At 50.5% G+C, this 20,468-nt stretch carries 17 protein-coding genes; 8 read left to right on the top strand and 9 right to left on the bottom strand.

What is annotated here, in order from left to right:
* Positions 1-421: 421 nt before the first annotated feature.
* The 6 genes from V7051_RS00455 to V7051_RS00430 all read left to right on the top strand — a co-directional run bounded on the left by V7051_RS00455 (position 422) and on the right by V7051_RS00430 (position 5,779).
* Positions 422-1,486, top strand: coding sequence for an OmpA family protein (locus V7051_RS00455; RefSeq protein WP_333872911.1), 1,065 nt, complete (start codon positions 422-424; stop codon positions 1,484-1,486).
* Between the two features lie 273 nt (positions 1,487-1,759).
* A complete protein-coding gene (locus V7051_RS00450) occupies positions 1,760-2,227 on the top strand; it encodes a BON domain-containing protein (protein WP_333872910.1) in 468 nt (155 codons plus the stop codon).
* Positions 2,228-2,229: 2 nt separating this feature from the next.
* Complete coding sequence (locus tag V7051_RS00445) at positions 2,230-3,360, top strand: DUF1207 domain-containing protein (RefSeq protein ID WP_333872909.1); 1,131 nt, start codon at positions 2,230-2,232, stop codon at positions 3,358-3,360.
* 177 nt (positions 3,361-3,537) lie between these two features.
* Positions 3,538-4,125 carry a transglutaminase-like domain-containing protein gene (locus tag V7051_RS00440; RefSeq protein ID WP_333872908.1) on the top strand — a complete coding sequence of 196 codons (588 nt, stop codon included), beginning with the start codon at positions 3,538-3,540 and terminating at the stop codon, positions 4,123-4,125.
* A gap of 100 nt (positions 4,126-4,225) precedes the next feature.
* Positions 4,226-5,257: a hypothetical protein gene (locus V7051_RS00435; RefSeq protein WP_333872907.1), complete on the top strand. Its 1,032-nt coding sequence runs from the start codon at positions 4,226-4,228 to the stop codon at positions 5,255-5,257.
* 144 nt (positions 5,258-5,401) lie between these two features.
* The gene (locus V7051_RS00430) at positions 5,402-5,779 is read left to right on the top strand and encodes a hypothetical protein (RefSeq protein ID WP_333872906.1); all 378 of its coding nucleotides are present in this window, start codon (positions 5,402-5,404) and stop codon (positions 5,777-5,779) included.
* A gap of 35 nt (positions 5,780-5,814) precedes the next feature.
* Here the strand turns inward: V7051_RS00430 and V7051_RS00425 are convergent, their stop codons facing one another.
* From V7051_RS00425 to V7051_RS00410, 4 genes are read right to left on the bottom strand one after another with little or no spacing between them, the layout of a single operon-like run.
* Positions 5,815-6,495, bottom strand: a complete 681-nt coding sequence (locus V7051_RS00425) for a response regulator transcription factor (protein ID WP_333872905.1) — start codon at positions 6,493-6,495, stop codon at positions 5,815-5,817.
* Positions 6,496-6,528: 33 nt separating this feature from the next.
* Complete coding sequence (locus V7051_RS00420) at positions 6,529-8,130, bottom strand: sensor histidine kinase (RefSeq protein WP_333872904.1); 1,602 nt, start codon at positions 8,128-8,130, stop codon at positions 6,529-6,531.
* 5 nt (positions 8,131-8,135) lie between these two features.
* Positions 8,136-8,711, bottom strand: coding sequence for a hypothetical protein (locus V7051_RS00415; RefSeq protein WP_333872903.1), 576 nt, complete (start codon positions 8,709-8,711; stop codon positions 8,136-8,138).
* A 22-nt stretch (positions 8,712-8,733) separates the two neighbouring features.
* Positions 8,734-10,302 carry a sensor histidine kinase gene (locus V7051_RS00410; protein WP_333872902.1) on the bottom strand — a complete coding sequence of 523 codons (1,569 nt, stop codon included), beginning with the start codon at positions 10,300-10,302 and terminating at the stop codon, positions 8,734-8,736.
* A 223-nt stretch (positions 10,303-10,525) separates the two neighbouring features.
* Here V7051_RS00410 and V7051_RS00405 point away from each other — a divergent pair, with 223 nt between their 5' ends.
* A complete protein-coding gene (locus tag V7051_RS00405) occupies positions 10,526-14,182 on the top strand; it encodes a hypothetical protein (RefSeq protein ID WP_333872901.1) in 3,657 nt (1,218 codons plus the stop codon).
* A 122-nt stretch (positions 14,183-14,304) separates the two neighbouring features.
* On the opposite strand, the gene V7051_RS00400 is transcribed toward V7051_RS00405, so the two are convergent.
* The 5 genes from V7051_RS00400 to V7051_RS00380 form a co-directional block, all read right to left on the bottom strand.
* Positions 14,305-15,417 (bottom strand): inorganic phosphate transporter, encoded by a 1,113-nt coding sequence (locus V7051_RS00400; protein WP_333872900.1) that lies wholly within the window; start codon positions 15,415-15,417, stop codon positions 14,305-14,307.
* Between the two features lie 10 nt (positions 15,418-15,427).
* Complete coding sequence (locus tag V7051_RS00395) at positions 15,428-16,057, bottom strand: DUF47 domain-containing protein (protein WP_333872899.1); 630 nt, start codon at positions 16,055-16,057, stop codon at positions 15,428-15,430.
* A gap of 561 nt (positions 16,058-16,618) precedes the next feature.
* Entirely contained in the window at positions 16,619-17,695 is a 1,077-nt protein-coding gene (locus V7051_RS00390) for a cytochrome-c peroxidase (RefSeq protein WP_333872898.1), read from the bottom strand.
* Positions 17,696-17,778: 83 nt separating this feature from the next.
* On the bottom strand, positions 17,779-17,916 hold the full coding sequence (locus V7051_RS00385; protein ID WP_333872897.1) for a twin-arginine translocation signal domain-containing protein: 138 nt from the start codon (positions 17,914-17,916) through the stop codon (positions 17,779-17,781).
* A gap of 273 nt (positions 17,917-18,189) precedes the next feature.
* Entirely contained in the window at positions 18,190-18,666 is a 477-nt protein-coding gene (locus V7051_RS00380; RefSeq protein ID WP_333872896.1) for a c-type cytochrome, read from the bottom strand.
* Positions 18,667-19,038: 372 nt separating this feature from the next.
* Here V7051_RS00380 and V7051_RS00375 point away from each other — a divergent pair, with 372 nt between their 5' ends.
* On the top strand, positions 19,039-20,460 hold the full coding sequence (locus V7051_RS00375; RefSeq protein WP_333872895.1) for an undecaprenyl-phosphate glucose phosphotransferase: 1,422 nt from the start codon (positions 19,039-19,041) through the stop codon (positions 20,458-20,460).
* The last annotated feature ends 8 nt before the right edge of the window (positions 20,461-20,468 follow it).

Below are 20,468 nucleotides of genomic sequence, written 5' to 3'. Positions count from 1 at the left end.
TACGTTATCGCACATACAGGCAGAATGGATATTACGGGCTGCGTAGCCCATGGCACCGGCTTCATGACTGAAATGCATAGCGACGGGCAGCGAATGTGATCGATGAATCGGGCATGCTTTAATACATTATTTTGCACTTGTATGTGGGCTATCGTACAGACGATCTGGGAATGTTGCCGTTAAGCTATATTATGAGATTTTTTTACAACATTCAGGGACCAAAAAAGAATAGCTATCACCATGGATATGTTTAAAACCTACAAATTGCATCAAACAATTGTCTTAAATGAAGCTTTGTAATTGTCTATAAATATCAGTTTCAGTGTTCTCTTTCTATTTTGAATGGATTGACTGAGTAAAAGGTTAAATTTAACTATGTATTTTATAAATTTCTATTTTTATTACAGAGAGGGAAAATATTATGCTGAAGAAAAATTTACTCACTATAGTTTCACTAGCCGGCTTAGGTTTCCTGCCGCTGGCACAGGCCGCCGATCGGTTTCATGATGACCGTCGGGTCGATGATGATCGTTGGTATGTCGCGCCGTTCGGTACATTTGTCAGAACCGGCGGCGATAGGAATGCCAGCGACGGCTGGGGCGGCGGCATGGGCATCGGCAAGATGCTCGATAAGCATTTCAACGTCGAGCTGAAAGGATTTTACGAAGAATTCAGCGGTACTAACGGTCCCTGGAGTTTGGCCGGCGGTACGGCCGATCTACAGTATTATTTTATTCGCGATAAATTCTCGCCTTATGCGGTGATCGGGGCAGGCGCTATGAACAGCTGCGCTTCCGCTAATTGCGGCATAGGCGTTATTGGCGAGGCGGGTGCAGGTTTTACCTACGAGCTGCACGACAACTTCCTGCTCCGCAGCGATGTGCGCTATCGTTACAATAACAATCTTAATGCTAACGTACAGCCCGGTACCGAGCAATTTCACGATATGACAGTGAATGTCGGCTTTGTCATTCCGTTCGGCGACAAGCCGAAACCTGCGCCAAGGCCCGAACCTGTTGTTGCAGCCGCCCCCGAACCGGTTAGAGACTGTTCCACCCAGGATGCGGATGCCGACGGTGTTAACGATTGTCTGGACCGTTGTCCCGGCACCGTTAAAGGTAGTAAGGTCGATAATAGCGGATGTCCGGTCAGGCTTGTGCTCAAAGGCCAACACTTCAAATATGACTCAGCCGAGTTGACACTGAATGCCAAGATCATTCTTGACGACGTTGCGCAAAGCGTTATTTCTAATCCTCAGAAAAATGATATTGAAGTTCAGGGCCACACCAGTAGCGAAGGCTCCAATGCCTATAATATGAGGTTGTCGCAACGGCGTGCGCAGTCAGTGGTTAATTATCTTAAAATGAAAGGCGTTACCAATAGATTGATTGCCAAAGGCTTTGGCGAGACTCAACCGATTGCGGATAACAAGACCGAAGAAGGACGTTCTGAAAACCGTCGCGTCGAATTGATCTGGATTGAATAACGACCCGGTTTTTCTTCAATACTATCAATACTAAAAAACCCGCCTGAAGGCGGGTTTTTTATGTCAGTCAGCCGGGTTTTGAATGTTCTTCACGTAGCTTTTGTGTACGGTACCGAACAGACCGTGCTTGATCTTGTCGCTTAAAGTTTAGCTGAATTTGAAGTTCAATGCGCTTGATCTAATAGAGGTTTATTGCTGACGTTTTTGTCTAACGGGAATACCGCTCTGTCATTTGGCGTCTTTTTAAAAATATTACATATAAAGGAATAACAGATGAAAATAACAAATGAGTACAAGCAAAATATTTTAGCCAATAAAGTTCTTGTGATGATTTGTTTAACCGCTGTTTTCGGACTGGCGGGTTGCCAGAAAGAGGGCTCAGCAGAAAAAGCAGGGAAGCAAATCGACCGAGCGGCTGAAAATGCCGAGCAAAAGATAGAGCAAACAACACAACAAGCTGAGGAAAAAATTGAAGCCGCCAAAGAATCGGTCAGCGATAAGACTCAAGCCGCTGGAGAGTATATTGATGATTCGGCTATTACCGCCAAGGTTAAGGCGACACTTTTAAGCGACCCTTTGCTTAGCGGAGCCAATATTGAAGTGACTACAACTCAAGGCGTAGTGACACTGAACGGCATGGTCAATTCAGAGCCTGCCATCGACAGGGCAATAGAAGTGGCCAAGACCCAGAAGGATGTAAAATCGGTGCAGAGTAAGCTGATTGTGAAAATAGGAAAATAATAATGGCTTGTCTACGCGTTATAGCTGTTCTGGGCGTCCTGCTGCCGGCATCCATAGTTCATGCTACAACTGCGGATGACACTTATATTGCCGGTTACGCCGCAGGCGTGTTAAAGAGTGGTTTAAAGCTTGATATGCGCTCATTAATCGTGCGGGATGGCGTCATTACGTTGCCGGGAGGCAGCCTGACAGCCGATGACCGGAATAAAGCGGTGCAGCTGTTAGCGGAAATCCCCGGCGTTAATGCGGTAAAAATATCGGAAGCCACGAACCAGCAATTGGTCAACGACTCATCAAAGACTGCCAGAGTGCCCGCTAATGAAGCGGTATCGGAAACCGAGTCAATAATTTTACCCACCGGAATTCTACCGACAGGACATTTATTCAAGTCCTTATTGGCGGACCCGCGCTGGGCTCATTTTTCGGCCGCTTACCGCAATTATCAGAACACCAATTATGATGGAAGAGATATAGCCGCGGTCAGTTTCGGTGAAACGATACCGTTTTACCGCGGCACCTTCGGACACTCTACTGTGCAGTGGGAAGCCGGAGTTCAAGCCGGAGTTTTTAGCGACTTCAATCTGGACGGCCCATCGAGCGACCTGATCAATACCGATTTCGTTGTATCAGCCTATTCAAGCCTGCGTGCCGGTCAATTTTCAGCCTTTGGCCGCATTTATCATCAGAGTTCACATCTTGGCGACGAGTTCTTGTTGAGCAAGATAGGGACTAATTTCCAGCGCGTGAACCTTAGCTATGAAGGCGTGGACCTGAAACTTTCTTATGAGTTTCCTTACGGCATACGGTTATATGGCGGCGGGGAAGGTTTATTCGACAGGGATCCTAATGCGCTCAAGATATGGTCGGTGCAATACGGCGCTGAATTCCGAAGCCCTTGGCGCATGCAGCTGGCATCAATGCGGCCTATTGCTGCAGTCGATGTCAAGAATCATGAAGAAAATGACTGGAATTACGATGTGTCGGCTAGGGCAGGCGTTGAATTTGAAAACTTGCAGGTAATAGGCCGCAAGCTTCAGATTCTTGCGGAATACTATAACGGCTATTCGCCAAGCGGACAGTTTTATAGAGAAAAAATCGAATATATCGGCTTGGGCGCGCATTTTTACTTTTAACGAAAAATACATCAGTGTTTCGGCATTGGATCGAATTTTCTAAGTCGGGGACAGGAACAATTAGATGCGGTGTGTAGACAGCGATGTAATGTCAGTCAATCCAGGCAGGATAAGCGGCTCTCTATCGACAGTTCTCTGACCCTTCGGCATTCCGATAGCCAGCCATTGGATCTCATAGTGTCCGATGCTGCAATGTTATTTCCTTTCCAGTACGAAGCCGCAGAATATACGGGTTTGAAGCCTTACCTGTCAGTGATCTTCGTGCAGGACATACCGCTATTGAGCGCCTGGTTGCGGCAATTCTGGCACTTCGGCCAAGTGCTGGAAACTTATCTTCTGCTGGAACGGATTAATAAGGCGATTGCTAACGGATTCACCTATCAACAACGGGAAGAGCCGGGTGTTCAGACGCCTGCGACGACATTAGCCCGACGCGCAGGCTCCTGCCGTGATTTTGCGACTTTGTTCATTGAGGCCTGCCGTTTTTTGGGGCTGGCGGCGCGCTTCGTCAGCGGCTACCTGTATTCGCCGATAGTTTTGTCGGGGCAGGGAGCAACCCATGCCTGGTCGGAAGTTTATTTACCCGGTACCGGTTGGAAAGGGTTTGATTCCACCTCCGGCCAAGTTGTCGGCCATGACCATATCGCCGTGGCTGTGAGTCGCCATTCTGAATGGGTGCCTCCGGTATCCGGTTCGTTTATTGCTGAAAGCCGCCAGTCACCGTTAATGCACGTGGAGGTGAATGTCGCCGAAATTCCGGCTTAGCGCCGTCAAACGAAGTGCGTCACCCTATTGCTCACCATTAAGAGCAAACTGTTAAAGCAAGACAAAGTTATCAATCTTAAATCAACGCACCGGAGTCCTTATGATGTTCAATAAACGCTCAATCCTGCTTGTTCTGCTGACCGGCGCGTTATTCGATTATCCTGTTTTCGCCCAAGAGAAAATGCCCGATCCGCAACAGACGCTGCATGATTTCGGTATCGGCGCAGATAAGGTTGCCGAACTTGAACGCGGCGGAATTATCGATTATGAAGTCAGCGAAACCAGCCAACAAGAGTTGGCTATCGGTGTGGCTATGATACTGCCGGTGGCCTTGCCTAAAATCATCGATTACATCAAGCAGGGCAATCTTACGGGGACCGAAAGCGGCATCATCGCCTCCGCACCGCTTGCGAATAATGCCGATATCAATAGCTTCAAGAAGTTCGCCTTTACCGATAACCAGCTTGATGAAGCCAAAGCCTTTGTTAAAGCCGAGCCGGGCGATAAATTCAACTTGTCGAAACCGGAAATAGACAGCCTGAAAAGTCTCCAAACCAGCCTGAAAGGTGCCGATAACAAAACCTTGTTAAAAGCCGCGAACCAGAAATACCGGGAAATCCTGTTGCAACGCTGGCTGGCTTACCGGAAAAGCGGTTTGTCCGGCATTGCGCCTTATAGCCGCGAGAACGGCACTACCGACCCGGCAACGGAACTGCGAAACGATGCGGTCAACAGCAAAGCCTGGGCACGCTACTTTCCGGATTTACAACAAGCCTGGCTTAATTATCCGGCCGCATTGCCGCCGAATGCGACCGAACAGTTCCTTTGGTTGAATCGCAATGTCGAAGACCGGCCTACCGCCATCCTCCTGCATCGCATTATGGTCACCGGTGAAACGGGGGGCATTATTGTTTCACGACAGTTTTATGTCGGGCACTCTTACAGTTGCAGCAATGCGGTGGCCGGTGGCGTGCCTTATAAAGACGGCACACTGGTGTTTTATTCGATCCGCAGCTCTACCGACCAGGTAGCGGGCATCGGCAGCAGCCTGAAACATTCGATAGGCCGCGAGCAAATGAAAGAAGAAATGATTAAACGCCTGCAACGGCTTAACAAAGACCTGAAGCGCTAGGTAGGAGGATGCTTACGCGTTCCAACCTATTACTTTATTACCGTAAAAAATCTAACATCTGATTCAGCCGATCATTGCCCGAGCAAGCCGGGCAATGATTGATTTGGCATGTGATTAATAAAATTAACGCAGAGGAATTGCACCATGACCAACTTAATTCTGACACTAGCATTTTTGTTCCCGGTATCCGTTCAACCCAATGAAGAAGGCTGTTTGGCCAAGATTATTTTTGCCGAATCCAGAGGCGAATCTATCGAAGGGGCCATTGCTGTGGGGCAAGCTACGGTTAATCGAGCCAAGCGCACCGGCAAGCCGATATGCAAGCTGACCGGCGTGTCCCGATTAACCCCGCCACATAATTTGGCAGCGCATTACACCGCATTAGCCAAGTCGGTTATCGGGGGTAAGGATTCCATAGTACGGAATTCCGACAGCTGGAATACCGGCACGAAGCCCCGGCGCGCCGGGGAAGTCGTCAGGCAGATTGGCGGCCATGTTTTTTATGTGATGTCGGGGCTTTAATTAAGCGCTTCAACGGCTACGTAGTCTGCACCCTGTCAGGAAGCATCCAGTTTGTAGCCGAATCCCCGGACAGTTTTAAGAAGTTTTAGTTCGTAATCATCATCGATTTTCCGCCTCAATTGGCGAATATAGACATCGACCACATTCGTCAACGGATCGGCGCTATAGCCCCAAACTTGTTCCAGAATCCGGGTACGGCTCAACACCTTGCCGGGCATGCGCATAAAGCATTCCAGTAAGGCAAATTCTTTCGGAGTCAGGTCGATGAATATTTCGCCGCGCCTGACTTTATGGGTTTCTCCATCCAATACCAGGTCGGCTACCTGCAATTCTTTGGTTTCGGGTTTGATCTCGCCGTTACGTCGGCGCATCAGTGCCTCGATTCGGGCCAGCAGTTCTTCAAATGCGAAAGGCTTGGTCATATAATCATCGGCGCCCGAGCGTAAGCCGGTTACTTTATCCTGTACCGTGTCCCTGGCCGTCAACATTAGAATCGGAGTGCTGACGCCGGTATTACGCAAGCTCTCGCAAATCTGCCGACCATTGAGATCAGGCAAGCCCAGGTCCAAAATGATGACTTGAAATTTACCCTGAGTACCCATCGCTATCGCCTCCATCCCGCTACGAGCCACCTCTACGACATAGCCTTCGGCTTTCAGCCCGCGCTGGACAAAATCGACAATCCGTTCATCGTCTTCTACTAGCAAAACTCGCATATAACCGTTATCCATTAGATTATTGTATTTAAGTTATGTTTCATTGTTCTGGTTATCATCCTGTTCGGCCGAAATTAACGGCAGCATTACTGTAAACGTCGAGCCCGAATTTTCAATGCTGGTCACAGTGATGCTGCCGCCGTGAGCTTTCAGTATAGACTTAGCCATCGGCAAGCCCAGGCCCTTGCCGTCGTCCCGCGAAGCCAGCGCATTCCGGCTGCGAAAATGGCGGTCGAAAATATGCTCCAGGTCCTGCACGGGTATGCCTATGCCTTGATCGGTCAGGCTGACGCTTGCCCTTTTTCCGTTCACCCGCAAGGCAACCGCTATACTTCCGCCAGCCTTCGAATATCGGCAGGCATTATCGCCAAGAATGAATAGTACTTGTCGAAGCCGCTGTTTGTCACCATGCACCCATAAGGGTTCGGTCGAGGCATTCAGGGAAACCGAAATCGAGTTTTCCTCGGCCATCACTTGAAAATTCTCGACGGCTCCGGCCACCAGTTCGGCCAAGTCTACATTATCCCATTCAAATTGCAGATTGGCGGTTTCCGCACGGGCCAGGAACAATAGATCGTTGACGTATTTCCCCAATTGCATCGACAGTTCGACGATACGGTGCAAAGCATCCTTATATTCTTCGGTGTCGCGGTCCTGTCCCCGTAGCGTGACTTCCGCTTCCCCGCGGATCACGGTAATCGGGGTGCGCAGTTCATGGCTGATGTCCGCTAAAAACTCCCTGCGTTCGTTGTCCATGCGTTTTAATTCTTTATTGAGCTGATGAAGTTCAGAAGTCCGTTCATCCACTCTTTTTTCCAGCACGGCGCGTCCCTCGCGCAGCTTATTTTGCTGGAATTCCAGTTCCTGCGCCATTTGATTGAAATGGCTGGCGAGATAGCCGAATTCATCGCGGGTATTGAGAGCAATACGGTAATCCATATTACCGGAGGCTATTTCATCGGTACCCTTCATCAGCGCTTCGATAGGCTTCCTGACCCCGCGAAGCAGCAATACCCCGGACGTGAGACTAAATATCGCCGCAATCACTGATGCCAGAATCGCGATCCAACGCGATTGAGCGACCCAATCCTCCATTTCTTGCTTGGCTTTTCCTGCTTTTTCGCGTTCAGCACTGATCGCGGCATCGATCAACGGTTGGAACTTTCCGTCGATTTCTTCTTCAGAAAATTTCGATAGCGCTTTCACCGCCAGCTCATTTTTTCCTTGTTGACGCAGCCGCTCGACTTCGTTGAAGCGATATTGGCTGGCATCCAGAAAGGCGGTGAAATGTGCCACTCTTTCCAGCTCGGCGGGTTTATTCTGCGAATCTTCAGTATGATTTTCCGCGACTGCGGTATTTCTAAGTTCCTGCATCGCTTCGTAGAGACGTTGTTTGGATGACTCAACACCGGCTGCTGCCGTCGGACTGGTCGTTATCAGTCTATCCATCCGCTGTTTGAAGTGGCGATAAGCTTCCTGGGACAAGCGCTCATAATGATCGAAAGCCTCATACGCCATCTGGCTGCGTTGAAAATGCCCGGCAACCTGGTTTGAACCCCAATACAGTGCGACTCCTAAAAGCAACACAAAACAGAACGAAACAACGATGACAATAGCCAAACGGAAACGAAACATAAGTTCTAATTTGCGTCGCTGCTTTCGTCCAGGTGTTTTTCCATAGACCTGATGGCTTCCAGTTTTTCCCGCAGTAAGCGGGTTTCATTTTTTTTCGATCCGTTGGTATCTTTCGATTCCAGTACGGATTGAACCGATTTTTGTTTGTGCTCCAGCGTACCGACTTTTTTCGACACATTTTGTAAATGTTTTAAAGCTTCGGTATCGATAGCGACAAGTCTCTGCATTCGTTCATCGGTCAAACCACCGGGTGGGATTGCGCTAATCCCGTCCAGAATCTTGGGGATTTCGCCGCAAGCATCGGAAACTAAACGGCCGACCATCAGGTGCAGGTGTATCCCTGCTCCGGGAGGGTTCTTTTGGCGTTTCAGTAAGGTGCGGCATACTTCGGCGCGGGAGGCCGGCGATATTTTGGCCATGTTGGCACCGAAGGCCAGCAGCTCATCAAAATTCGACTGCGCATACGGATCGTTATTACGGTTTGAAGTCCCGTTCCAATCGGGATTGAGTTCGGTGCATCCGCTTAGCAGTAAAAGGCTGAGCGCTAAGCTTGTATTTCGAACAGAAGGTAATGAGTGCATAAATAGTTTTGTTCCGTATTTTTTAGGCTTTTCCGGTTAGCGGTATTTGAACCCGGATGCGGGCGCCATGTTGATCTTGTCTTGAGTCGATAATATCGACTTTGCCCTGGTGGTTGACGACATAGTCCCTGACAATGGCAAGCCCCAATCCTGGGCCTTCGATATTATCTTCGCAGTAGGCGGCGGCCTTGCCGCGGAAAAAGGGTTCGAAGACATGTGAGCGTTCATCGGGTTCAATTCCCGGTCCTTCATCTTCGACTTCCAATTCCAGTTGCGAACCCGAATCGCGCAGCATGATGCGTATTTCGCCGCCCGTTGGCGAATATTTGACTGCGTTCGATATTAACTGTTCGATAATGCTGCGCAACTGGTCATAGCTTCCGGAAATTTCGACCGGTCTGACCAGTTTTTTCAGGCTGATCGATTTGCTCTGTAGACGGGTTTGAAAGTCGTGGATAACAGACTCGAGCAGGTATTGCATATTAACGGTTTCCTTGCGGTTAGTCTTCGGCTTCGAGTTAATCTGGCTGTAACGAACCAATTCTTCCGACACTGTTTTCAGCTTGTCGACATTGCTGCATAGCAGTCGCGCAATGTCTTGCCGAGCATCGCTCGATTCGTCGCCGGCCTCGTTTGCAAGCAAATCCGCGCCTTCGCGGATACTCGCCAACGGCAGGTCGATCTCGCGGGCTACATTGTGCATGAATTGCTGCTTCGAAATCTCCAGTTCCATCAAATGCGTTCGCAGCCATTCAAGACGATTGCCCAGATAGCGCAGGTCCGAAGGGCCGGTAATGTCAATCGGCTGTTCGAGATCCCCTGAACCCAGGCGGCGAATGCCGGTATTCAACTGCCGCATTGAACGCGAAAGTATAGCCAGCATGATGACCAAGAAGATAAACGAGATGGCTAATAAAACCGCACCCTTGATTAATAGCCCTTGTTCAAGGGATTCCGATTGACTGCGCAGTTCGTTGAATTCATGATCAACGTAGCTTTCGAATTCGCGAGATAGGCTGGAAGAAGATTCACGCAGTCCCTGGAACGCTTCATCGACCGGTAATTTGAACTTATTCTCACTCGCCGAGCTGATGATCTGCTGATAAATCAGGTTTTCCTTTTCCGATAGCTCGTTGACCAAAAGAGCGATTTTGTTATCAAGATGGAGTTTTAGCAATGCGCTCAGGGCTTGTTTGAATGATGCCCGCGTACTTTCATAGGAATGTTGTTCATAAGGCTGACGAACGGCCGGGTCGGACAGCAGGACGAATAATCGGGCTTTTCGTTCGATATCGGCAGTCTTTTGCAGGACCAGGCGTATCGCCTTAGTCTGTTCGAAAACCTCGGAATTGATGGTCCGGCCCAATGCCGAAGTCTCGCGCATGCCGAAAGCCGCGTACATAACGGCCAGAAACAGCGGAATAACCGCGATCACAAAGCCCAGCGCGATAAGGGATTTTAACGATAAGATATTTTTGAATTCTATCTGATCGCAAAACGATAAAAATCGTTCCCTTGGTTTTGACCAAAGCATCGACAAATCCGGTTTTCTGAAAATATTCAGAACAAAGTTGGGAATAAGCTCCTTCATGGATCTCCGTGTTTATATTGTTAAAAAGTAATCCTTTCTACAATAAGTCATCCATGATGCCGCGCTGCAACGGAATATGTTCCGAACGATGGAAAATCCAAATGCACATTCGATACATTTTCTGGCTAGCGTGGCTTAATAGTCGATATTATACACACAAGTGTCGCATCACTTACCACGTTGCGAACTCATCAGCTTGTCCTCATTCAAATTTTCATAAGCCATGAAGCCATTGACTCTATTTCTTTTTACATTACAGACGGCATTGGTTGCGTTGTCCGTTGCCAACGCCGATGTAGTCGCGGGATTGCCGATACAAAGCACAGTCGAGAAGCCTGCATTGTTGCTTGAGCTGGGCAGCGAACCTTCGTCGGTCGGCATTGACGATAAGGCCACGAAAGTGTTGACGGGCGTTGTTGAAGCGCATGAAGGAGACGTATCGATTCAGACGACTAAAGATGAAATCAGCTCTTTGCATCCCGGATTCGGCAGTTGGAAAGTCAGCTTTCGATTCAAGGTCAACCCCGGCTTTCCGGCCAAGGCATATACTTTCTGGGCGCGTTGGCGGCAGGGTGGCGATCCCAATGTCTGCGTGCAATCTTTTGAAGTCTGGGCCGGGCCCGATCCGTCCCGGCTGGAATTGCGGGCGACATTGTCGATGAAGCCCAAGGGTTGGGAATATGCCTGGATAGCCGCCGAGTCGCCGGTCAGTCTTAAAGCTGACGACGCGGTTATCGAAGTGCGAAATAGTGGTGCCGGTCATGACGCTAAAGTTTTCGACGCCTTTCTGCTAGCCTCGCCGTTGTCCTCCCTGCCGACCGGCGGTACGACGGATAAGCCGCTGGTACTGCTGGATTTGGGCAGTGCGCCTGCCTTTTCAACAGCGGAAAAAGATCCAACTCTGCACGTTCAACCCGGCGCAGCCACGGCGGGTCCCGGTGCCGAGTCGGTGTTGACCGAAAAGGACGAAGTTCAGGTTTTTCATCAGGGTTTCGGAAACTGGGGCGCAAATTTTCGTTTTGAACTGAATCCGGAGATTATTCCGGGACAGTACCGTTTTTACGCGCGTTATAAAAGCGGCGGCGAAGTCTCCCAAGTGAGCCAAAGCTTTACGGTCAAGGCCGGGGCAAAACCGGATGAACTGGCGACACGCGGCGATTTTGCGCTGATCAACACCACGCCTTGGGAATATCAGTGGTTGCAAGCGAAAGCGACTGTCACGGTATTGCCGGGCGACCGCTGGCTGGAAATCAACAATATGGGCAAGGCAGACGGCGCCAAAGTTTTCGACGCTTTCCTGCTGAAACTGGAGACGCCGCTCGGCGACTGGATGAATGCCGCTCAGGCCCAAGCCAGGAATCGCTTCCTGGCGCTGACCAAGACTATTTCTGATGCGAACCGGTATCTGACCGTGCTCGACGGCAACGGCGGAAAAGATACTTTCCTGTTTCAAGGCTTGGCTTCCGATGCTGCGCGGCCAAATTATCAAAAACTTTCGGTTTCTTATTTGGTAGGCCCTGAAGCCGAAGCCATGGCCCGCAGCTTGAACCTTCAGTCATTGCCTGCCGTATTGATGACAGACGATCATTACGGCATTCTCGGCGTATTAACTCAGCCCAACAGCGAACAGGAGTCGGCAAGATTTCTTGCCGACCCCGGCAAAATCGGCATGATGCCGACGCCGCCCGTGCTTGCCGGCGAAAGCGCGAAGCCGCTTAAGGGCGGGATACCGGATGCATGGCTGGTGGGCGGTTTGCAGGACGGCTTGGCGGGCGTTTCGGTTTTTGGATTGGATAGCGAAACCGTGTTACGTCCGAATCCCGGCCAATCCTACCTTAGCTTACAAATGATGGGCGGGGAAATGCGGGCTTGGCATGCCGAGACGACGCAAGCCAACGGCGTTACCGACATTGAGGCCAGTACACAACATTCTTACGGCTGGTCGCGCGGCAGCGGCTATGCCCAGCTTTATTTGCATGTCGATCAACCCACACAGGCGCTGCTGCATCTGAAACAATCCGGCATCAAAACCGGCGGCTGGCTGGACGGGCAGCCTTTTAAACTGGCCGATGACCCGAATCCTCCGGCCGGGTTCTCGTCTTCTGCCGGCGAGCAAATAAAAAAATTGCTGCACGGGCTGACCATCGAAGGGCTTGTCGCCACCGCGTTGTCGGTTCGCCCGGAAGCGCCGCAGCTTGCGACGCTGAACCTGTCGCCGGGATGGCATAGCCTGCTGGTCAAGCTGGTGATGCAGCACGACCAGGGGCAGCGGTTTTATTTCGCAGGCTTATTTACCGATCCGGCCGGTAAGCCGCTGGACTCGATCAAAACGCAACCGGTCGATCCCGATGCAGATCTTGGGTTTAACAGTATTGCCGCCAAACTACGTCCTCTGGTCTTCGTGGATGCGTCAGCCAATCTGCCGCATCCGAACGATCCGCTTAAATTGCGGGTGGATATGCGCTGGCATCCAGTTTTGGAAGAAACCGCTTTAGCGTCGCCGTTACCGCGCTTTCCGGCAAAACTACGCCTGCGTTTGGTCGATTACAGCGGCAACGAGGTCGCAACGCAGGAAATAAGCGGCGTCTTTCCCGGCGAAGCCGAAGTGGATTTCGGTAAGATCAGGGAACCCGGCTACTACGCCGTTTACCTGTCGTTGCATACGCCAGACGGTAAGTTGATCATGAATTATCCTGCCGATGGCTTCTCTGTCGTAGGTGGAGCCGTCGAGCAAAAGCATAGGTTGGACAAGAAAAAACTATGGAACAACGACTATTACGCGTTGGCCGACGGCGACAACAGCTTTATGCAGGAAGGCGGCTATTTTTCCTGGCTGGAACGGATGGGGATTTACAAAAGCTATGGCAGCTATCCGGGATTCGATTCTCAGTATCGGGTCAAATGGGAACAAGCTAAACAACGCGGATTGGTCTTGTTCGCCGACTCTTCGGGCGATAGCGCGTGGCTGAATGATAATCCGGCAGACGGCCAAAACTTTATCAATACGGCATCGGCATTTACCCGTTTCTTTAAATCGACCAACGAGATCGACATTCGCAGCGAAGCCGAATGGCAAAAGCTGCGCGAACCCGCGCATTGGGTAGAACGCGCCAAATGGGAATATGAGCAGGCGCACAAGCAGCGTAGCGACGCCCATTACGTCGGCGGCAGTCTGGTGCGGCCGGGTAATAATGAGGGGGCAGGGCAGTGGTTCAAGCAGGTATTGCAGCGAGGCCTGGATAATTATCAGGACGCTTGGGACATCCATGCCTATCCGCAGCAAGCTCCGCGTTTCGGCGGTCCGATCGGCAATGGCGAAAGCGAAGATGAGCGAGGCGTACTGGCGGCTTATGCCAGCTTGGGTAGGAAGAACCGCTTGCCGTTCTGGTTGGGCGAAACCGGCGCCAAAGCGATGCACGGCCTGACCGGACGCCGCTGGCAAGCCGAGCAGGTCGCGAAAATGATCGCCTGGGTCAACAGCCGTAGCGACTATCTTGGCGTGGCGTTTTGTATCGGTCACGAATACGACTTGGCTTACGGCCGGATATGGGACTACTCAATGGGCCACAAGCCCGGCGAGGCGGCGCTCTATACCGCAAGCGCGTTGATTGACGGCTTGCCTTATCAAGCTTTCGATACCAAAGACGCTAATATTCAGGCGGCTTATTTCGGCGACACCTTTATGATTTGGCGGACCGATGAAGCAGTCGGCAATTGGCCGTTGAGGCTTGAACCCGGTAAACCTTGGGTGCGGGTGGACGTGGTCGGACATATACAGCCGTTGCCGGTCGATGCTTTAGGACATGCCGAGGTGCCTATCTCAGCAAGCCCGGTTTATGTGTTGCCGCGCTCAGAATATGAACGGTTGACTGGAGATTGAAAGCTGTTTATTCACTAAAATGCCGGGCAATGAAAGAGGTTGCCCGGTAAGCCTGGGAACCGGCGGCGGATTCAATGTTAAATATTCAGGCGATCCGCCGTTTATTAAAATATCTTATTTTGCTAACGAAACAGACCCAACAAACTCACCATTCCCCAGGCTAAACCTCCCGCTGCCGGAATTGTCAAAACCCAGGCCCAAACAATCCGTTCGATGATGGAAAGCTTGAGGGCGTGAGGATTCTTCGCAAAGCCCACACCCATAATCGCTGTTGAAATACTATGGGTCGTGGAAACCGGCATGCCGAAATGAGCCGCCGTCAGCAGAATGGTCGCCGAGCTGGTTTCCGCTGCAAAACCGTTTATCGGGTGTAATTTCACCATTTTGTGACCGAGCGTTTTGATAATACGCCAGCCGCCCACCGCAGTGCCTGACGCCATGATCAAAGCGCAAGCAAAAATGATCCAGGTATCGATGTCTTTTTCCCCGCCGTCCGGCCGTAAGAACTCGGCCCAGGCCGGTAATTGATCGAGCGTACCGGCGCTGTTAGCGCCAAAAATCGCCAAGGCGATAATGCCCATGGTTTTTTGCGCATCGTTGCTGCCATGAGCGAAGCCCATATAACCGGCTGACAAAAGCTGGGCTTTTCCGAACACAACATTAACCCATTTCGGGCGCGCTATTCGCGCCATCATGCCGCCCATGGAATTCATACCGCTGATGATAGCCATCAGGCCGCCCATTATGACGATACCCAAGGTAAACCCGGCAATCGGCGAACTGATCATCGGAAGCACTACTTTCCAAAGTAAACCTTTATTTTCTGTCCAGACGGCCGCGGTTTTCGACCACATCAAAACATCGGGATTATTGCTACCGGCCGCAAGAGCCGCGCCGCACAGTCCACCGATCAGGGCGTGGCTTGAAGAGGACGGCAACCCTAACGCCCAAGTAATAAGGTTCCAGATAATGGCGCCGGTCAGCGCGCAGATCAAAACTTCGGAGCTGATAGTCACCACGCTGGTATCCACCAGTCCCGACGAAATGGTTTTGGCTACGGCCGTTCCCGAGAACGCACCGACTAAGTTAGTGGCCGCTGCAAGTATGACGGCTTGCGTCGGCGTTAATACTTTGGTGGCAACAACCGTAGCAATCGAGTTCGCGGTGTCGTGGAACCCGTTAATGAACTCGAATACCAGTGCTGCCAAGATGACAAGCAGGAGCAAAGTCAGCATGACAACCCTTTTATGAATTTTTTAAGATGATATGGTAGACGACGTTGCCGGCATCGCGGCAGCGGTCAATCGCTTTTTCGAGGATTTCAAACAAATTCATTTTTATCAGGTAACGGATAGGATCGGTCTCGTTGGCATAGGCATCCCGGTACAATTCAAGGATTTGACTATCCGCTTCAGCTTCGATGGCTTGCAACTGATCGTTTAATTTTTTGATTTTATCCAGATCCATTCCCTGGCGTAGCAATCCGACCATTTGTTCCAAAACTTCGCAGGCCTGTTCCAGCATCTCGGCACGACTAATAAAATCCACATCGCCTATACGCGCTACCGCCAGCGTATATCGTTCAGCAAACTTTTCTACGACTTTAGGGATTTTGTAGAGGGCGCTGTTAAGCGCTTCGATATCTTCACGTTCGAGCACAGTAACAAAAGTATTGACTAATTCTTCGCTAATTTGCGCGAATAAACCTTTCTCCCGGCGGCGCGCCTCTTTAAATTTTTCCAAAGATAATTCGGACACCGGCGCACTTAACAATTCGATTAGCGCTCGAGCCGACGAACTCGCGGACTCGGAACTGGCTTCAAGCAAGCCGTAGAATTTATCACCTTTGCCGAAGATGGTTTGTAATGAGAACATGTAGTTTCCTTTATTTTATGAGCCATGAGGCATTTATTCTTGGTGTAATTATCGCATAACATTGTTTTTAATTATCAATAGATCAGAGTTGAAAGATCTAACGGGTATTTAAAAAACTGCCGGTATTATAAATTTCCTTATGTGAAATAATCGGTTGCGGACATAATTGGGATACGACAAAGCTGGAACTGATTGCATAATCGATATTTACAATCCGGACAATCAGATTCTCGGATAGCACTTCCGGTGTTTATAAAGCCGGGATCGCAACCATGAAAGACCGCTGCAAAAATAGTGTAAGGAAAGTCTTCGGCTTTAAGAATCAGGAGCAAAGCCTCCAGTACGTCGACGGTGGAAGACCTGATGGAGATAGACATGAAAAGTGAGGAAATGACGGAAAGTTATGAAGGATATGTCTAAATTCAGGGTAAGAGGACAGGTTTTGCCCTATAAAGAAAACCTGCCAATGCAAAAGCCAAGGCAGGTTTTCTGTTTTACCCGTCGCGGTAAATAAAGGCGAGTGTAACGCAGTAATGAGTAATCCGAGGCGTAATAGCGTAATTAATGCGCCGTCGGCGAAAAGGCCTGCGGGGCCAATACCGGCTCGCTGGCGAAATCCTTGGGCAACTCGCCCGTCAATCCGTTCAGGAATGCCACCAAATCATTAACTTGTTGCTCGTTGAGTTCTTTGCCGAGTTGCACTTTGGCCATGACGCGCACCGCCTGCGGCAGAGTGGCAACGGAACCGTCATGGAAATACGGCGGAGTCATGGCGACATTGCGGAGACCGGGGACCTTGAACAGGTACTTATCGGCGGGAGCTTTCGTTTCACTGAAACGTCCTTCGTCGATGGGTTGGCTGCCGGTCTCTTTCCAGTAATCCCCGAATATCCCGAATTTTTGAAATGTGGAACCGCCGATAGCCACTCCGTTGTGACAGGACGCGCAACCGATGTCGATGAATATCTTTAAGCCGTTCTGCGCTTGAGCAGTCAAGGCCTTGGCATCGCCTTTGAGAAAGGCGTCGAAAGGCGATGGCGTCACCAGCGTACGCTCATAGGCGCCGATGGCCTTGCCCCAGTGCTCCAGTTTCACCGGGTCCGGGTCGTTCGGGAAGGCTTGCGTAAACTCGCCGGTATAACCCAGCGCCTTGAGTTTTTGAATGGCCGTCGCAGGGTCGGGGTTGCCGAAACTGGCGCGTCCGGTCAGCGATTTCATCGCTTGTTCTTCCACGTTCGCGAGGTTACCGATCCAGTGGGCTTTGAACTGGAGCGCGGCATTGAGAATGGTCGGAGCATTGTGGACATTCGGCCGATGTTCGACGCCGATCGATTTGGCCAATGCATCGGTACCGTATAGGGGAGGGCGGTGGCAGATTGCACAACTCACAGTACCGTCCAGCGACAGCCGGGGATCGAAGAACAGCTTCCTTCCCAGTGCGACACGTGCGGGAGACGTTGGAAACTCTTCGGTCGCCATGTCTTGCGGAAGCGGTTTGAACAGTTGCTTAGCCGTTTCGATCAAAGGCGGACCCGCTTCTTGAGCTTGAACTGTCACCGAGAGAAAAGCCGCAGCCCAGATGATGCCTAATATCCAAGAGGTCGATTTGCTTTTTGCAGTAAACAGATGGCTGGTCATATTCGTGCACCCTTAGTCAAATTTCGTGGTAAAGTCGGCCAGTTCGTTAAGGCCGAGTGTATGCCCAAATTGGGGAAACGTCTTCAATCCTGTTTTTCTTTCTCTTGATGCTTTGCCCCTGTTTGGGCAAGAGTAACCGTGGGCCGGGCGAGTGCCGCCGCGCCACAAGCCAGAATGCCGGTCTGTTGAATAAACTGTCTGCGAGTTGCGGGTTTCTTCATGGTCAATCGCCTCATCAAAGTATGCTGAAGGCATTGCAGGAAGGATATTTGGGAACACGGGCTATCAGATGGGCTTCGTTCAGGTCATTCAAAACAGCTTGCTATCGAATACCGGTAATGCTTTAAGGCATTGTAATTCCGCTTTGGACATCAATGCAATCGGAGAAAACCTGATAAAAGGTTTGGCCTGAAAATCACCCTCTCAGCTACAAGCTCTAATTTTTGTTTGATAGATCAATTTTGCATTGAGGCGGATTAATGGAAGAACCGTTCCTATTTTGCTTCGTGTTCCTTATTCAGAGACAAAATCCAATTCGCCAACTGTTTGGCTTCTGCTGCATTGACCTGAGGTTGCGGGGGCATGATGATATTGCGCCAGCGGTGCGCTGTAGGGAAACCCGACACAGTGCCGACGATGGGCTGTGGCGGAAGGGCTGTTTCGTCCGCTTGGTGAACGCCGCCGTCTTGAATTTGCTTGATAATTTTGGCTTGGGCATTCTTGTCCTGACTGTATTTTTTGGCTACGTCAATATAGGCAGGGCCTATTCGCTTGGACTCTACTTTATGGCAGGAAAAACAGTTTTTAGCTTTCGCAAGTTCCTCCGGGTCGGCATTCGTTAATACAGGAGCAAGTAATGCGGCAAATGACAAAATCCGGCTAACCCGGAATTTCCATGCTTTTTTGCGATTTGAATGGGTTAATGAATAGTTTAAATTCCGTGCTCTGAAGCTGTGTAAATAAAGTTTCATTTTATTGGCCTCTAATCTACAAAGAACTCGACTGTCAGTGATAACTGACAATGTCATGGATTCTCCTAAACCGATACGGCTATGTCAATATTATTCGGGTCGATAAGTTTTTATCTTAAATGGCCAAGAGCCGACTATAGCAGGGCTTCGTAAAAAAACGGCTTATCCCTTTCCACACCGGGTTTTGAATAGCCAATATTTAATAAAACCCTCATCCGATCTTAATCAGACTCCCCGGTTTTCTCTCATCTTGCTTCTGTAACCTTTATCCAAACGTAGCGGCCTGCGCGCGTAATGCCGGTCGCGATGACTTTGGGGATGAACGGTTTTCGCGGTTCATCGTTGAGCAGACAAAACAGGGGTTTAACGAATATGCCACTCGCTATAGGTAATATCTTCAACGGGCTCTTTAAGCAATACGGACACACGGTGATCCTGTTGCTGCGGTTCATCGACATCGCCATGCTGATCGGCGCCGCCTGGGTCTCCCATTATTTCTGGCTACGCCAGTTTGTCATCGACCAGGATTACCGGATAGTGGTCTCTCTCGGTATTTTGGCGGCTATCATCTTTTTTGAAATCGGCCAGGTTTATCGTCCCTGGCGCAATGATGCGATGCGCGGGGAAGTCGCGCGTATCGTCAGGGCCTGGGTATCCGCGATTGTGTTGGTTATCTCCATTGTTGCGTTGATTCGTTTGCATTTCTGGTTCGGCTCCAGTTATCGCTGGATCGTGACCTGGTGGGTGTTGGGATTGTTATTCGTGCTGACCGCCCGTAGCCTGCTTTCTCATGTTTTGCAATGGTTGCGGGCTCGCGGCTGGTCTCAGGGACGCATCGTCCTAGTCGGATTGAACCGGATGGCCGTTGCGGTCAGCGGACAATTGAACCAGTCATCCTGGGCCGGTTTGCAGGTTATCGGCTATATCGATGACCGCTCAGAAAATCGGCATTCGGTCAGTGATTTTTCGTTGCCGCGCCTCGGGGAATTGGACGACCTTGCAGCGATAGTCGCCAAGGAAGCGATAGACGAAGTATGGATTGCATTCCCAGGCGAATCGCTTGCCGAACGTGCGCAATATCAACTGCGCCATCTGCCGGTCAGTATCCGCCTGGTTATCGACTGTTTTGCGTTCAAGCAAAGTAAATTCCTCAGCCTGAACACGGTGGCGGGCATTCCGACATTGGACTTTTCGGTTTCTCCGTTGCATGGCATTAACCGCTATATCAAGGAGATCATGGACAGGATGTTAGCGCTGATGCTGTTGATACTGATCAGTCCATTACTATTATTAATCGCTGTCGGCGTCAAGCTGAGTTCAAAAGGCCCGGTGTTTTACCGGCAGGAACGCGTCGGCTGGAACAATCGTTCGTTCACGATGCTGAAGTTCCGCTCGATGCCGGTGGACGCCGAGGCCAAAACCGGCGCGGTGTGGGCAAAGCCTGGCGAACAACGGGCGACCCGGTTTGGCGGTTTCCTGCGTAAAACCAGCCTCGACGAACTGCCGCAGCTGATCAATGTGCTTACCGGCGATATGTCGCTGGTCGGGCCTCGCCCTGAGCGTCCGGATTTTGTCGAGGTATTCAAGGACCAAGTGCCGAATTACATGAAAAAGCACATGGTTAAGGCCGGTATCACCGGTTGGGCGCAAGTCAACGGCTGGCGCGGAGACACCGACCTGAACCGGCGCATCGAACACGATTTGTATTACATCCAGCATTGGTCGGTGTGGTTCGACCTGGAAATTGCCCTGCGCACCGTGCTGACCGGTTTCATCAACAAAAACGCTTACTAAGGAATATT

Source organism: Methylobacter sp. (genome assembly GCF_036845245.1).
Classification (GTDB): domain Bacteria; phylum Pseudomonadota; class Gammaproteobacteria; order Methylococcales; family Methylomonadaceae; genus Methylobacter_A.
The sequence above is the reverse complement of the archived record's forward strand: the minus strand, read 5'-3'. Positions and strand labels throughout refer to the sequence as shown.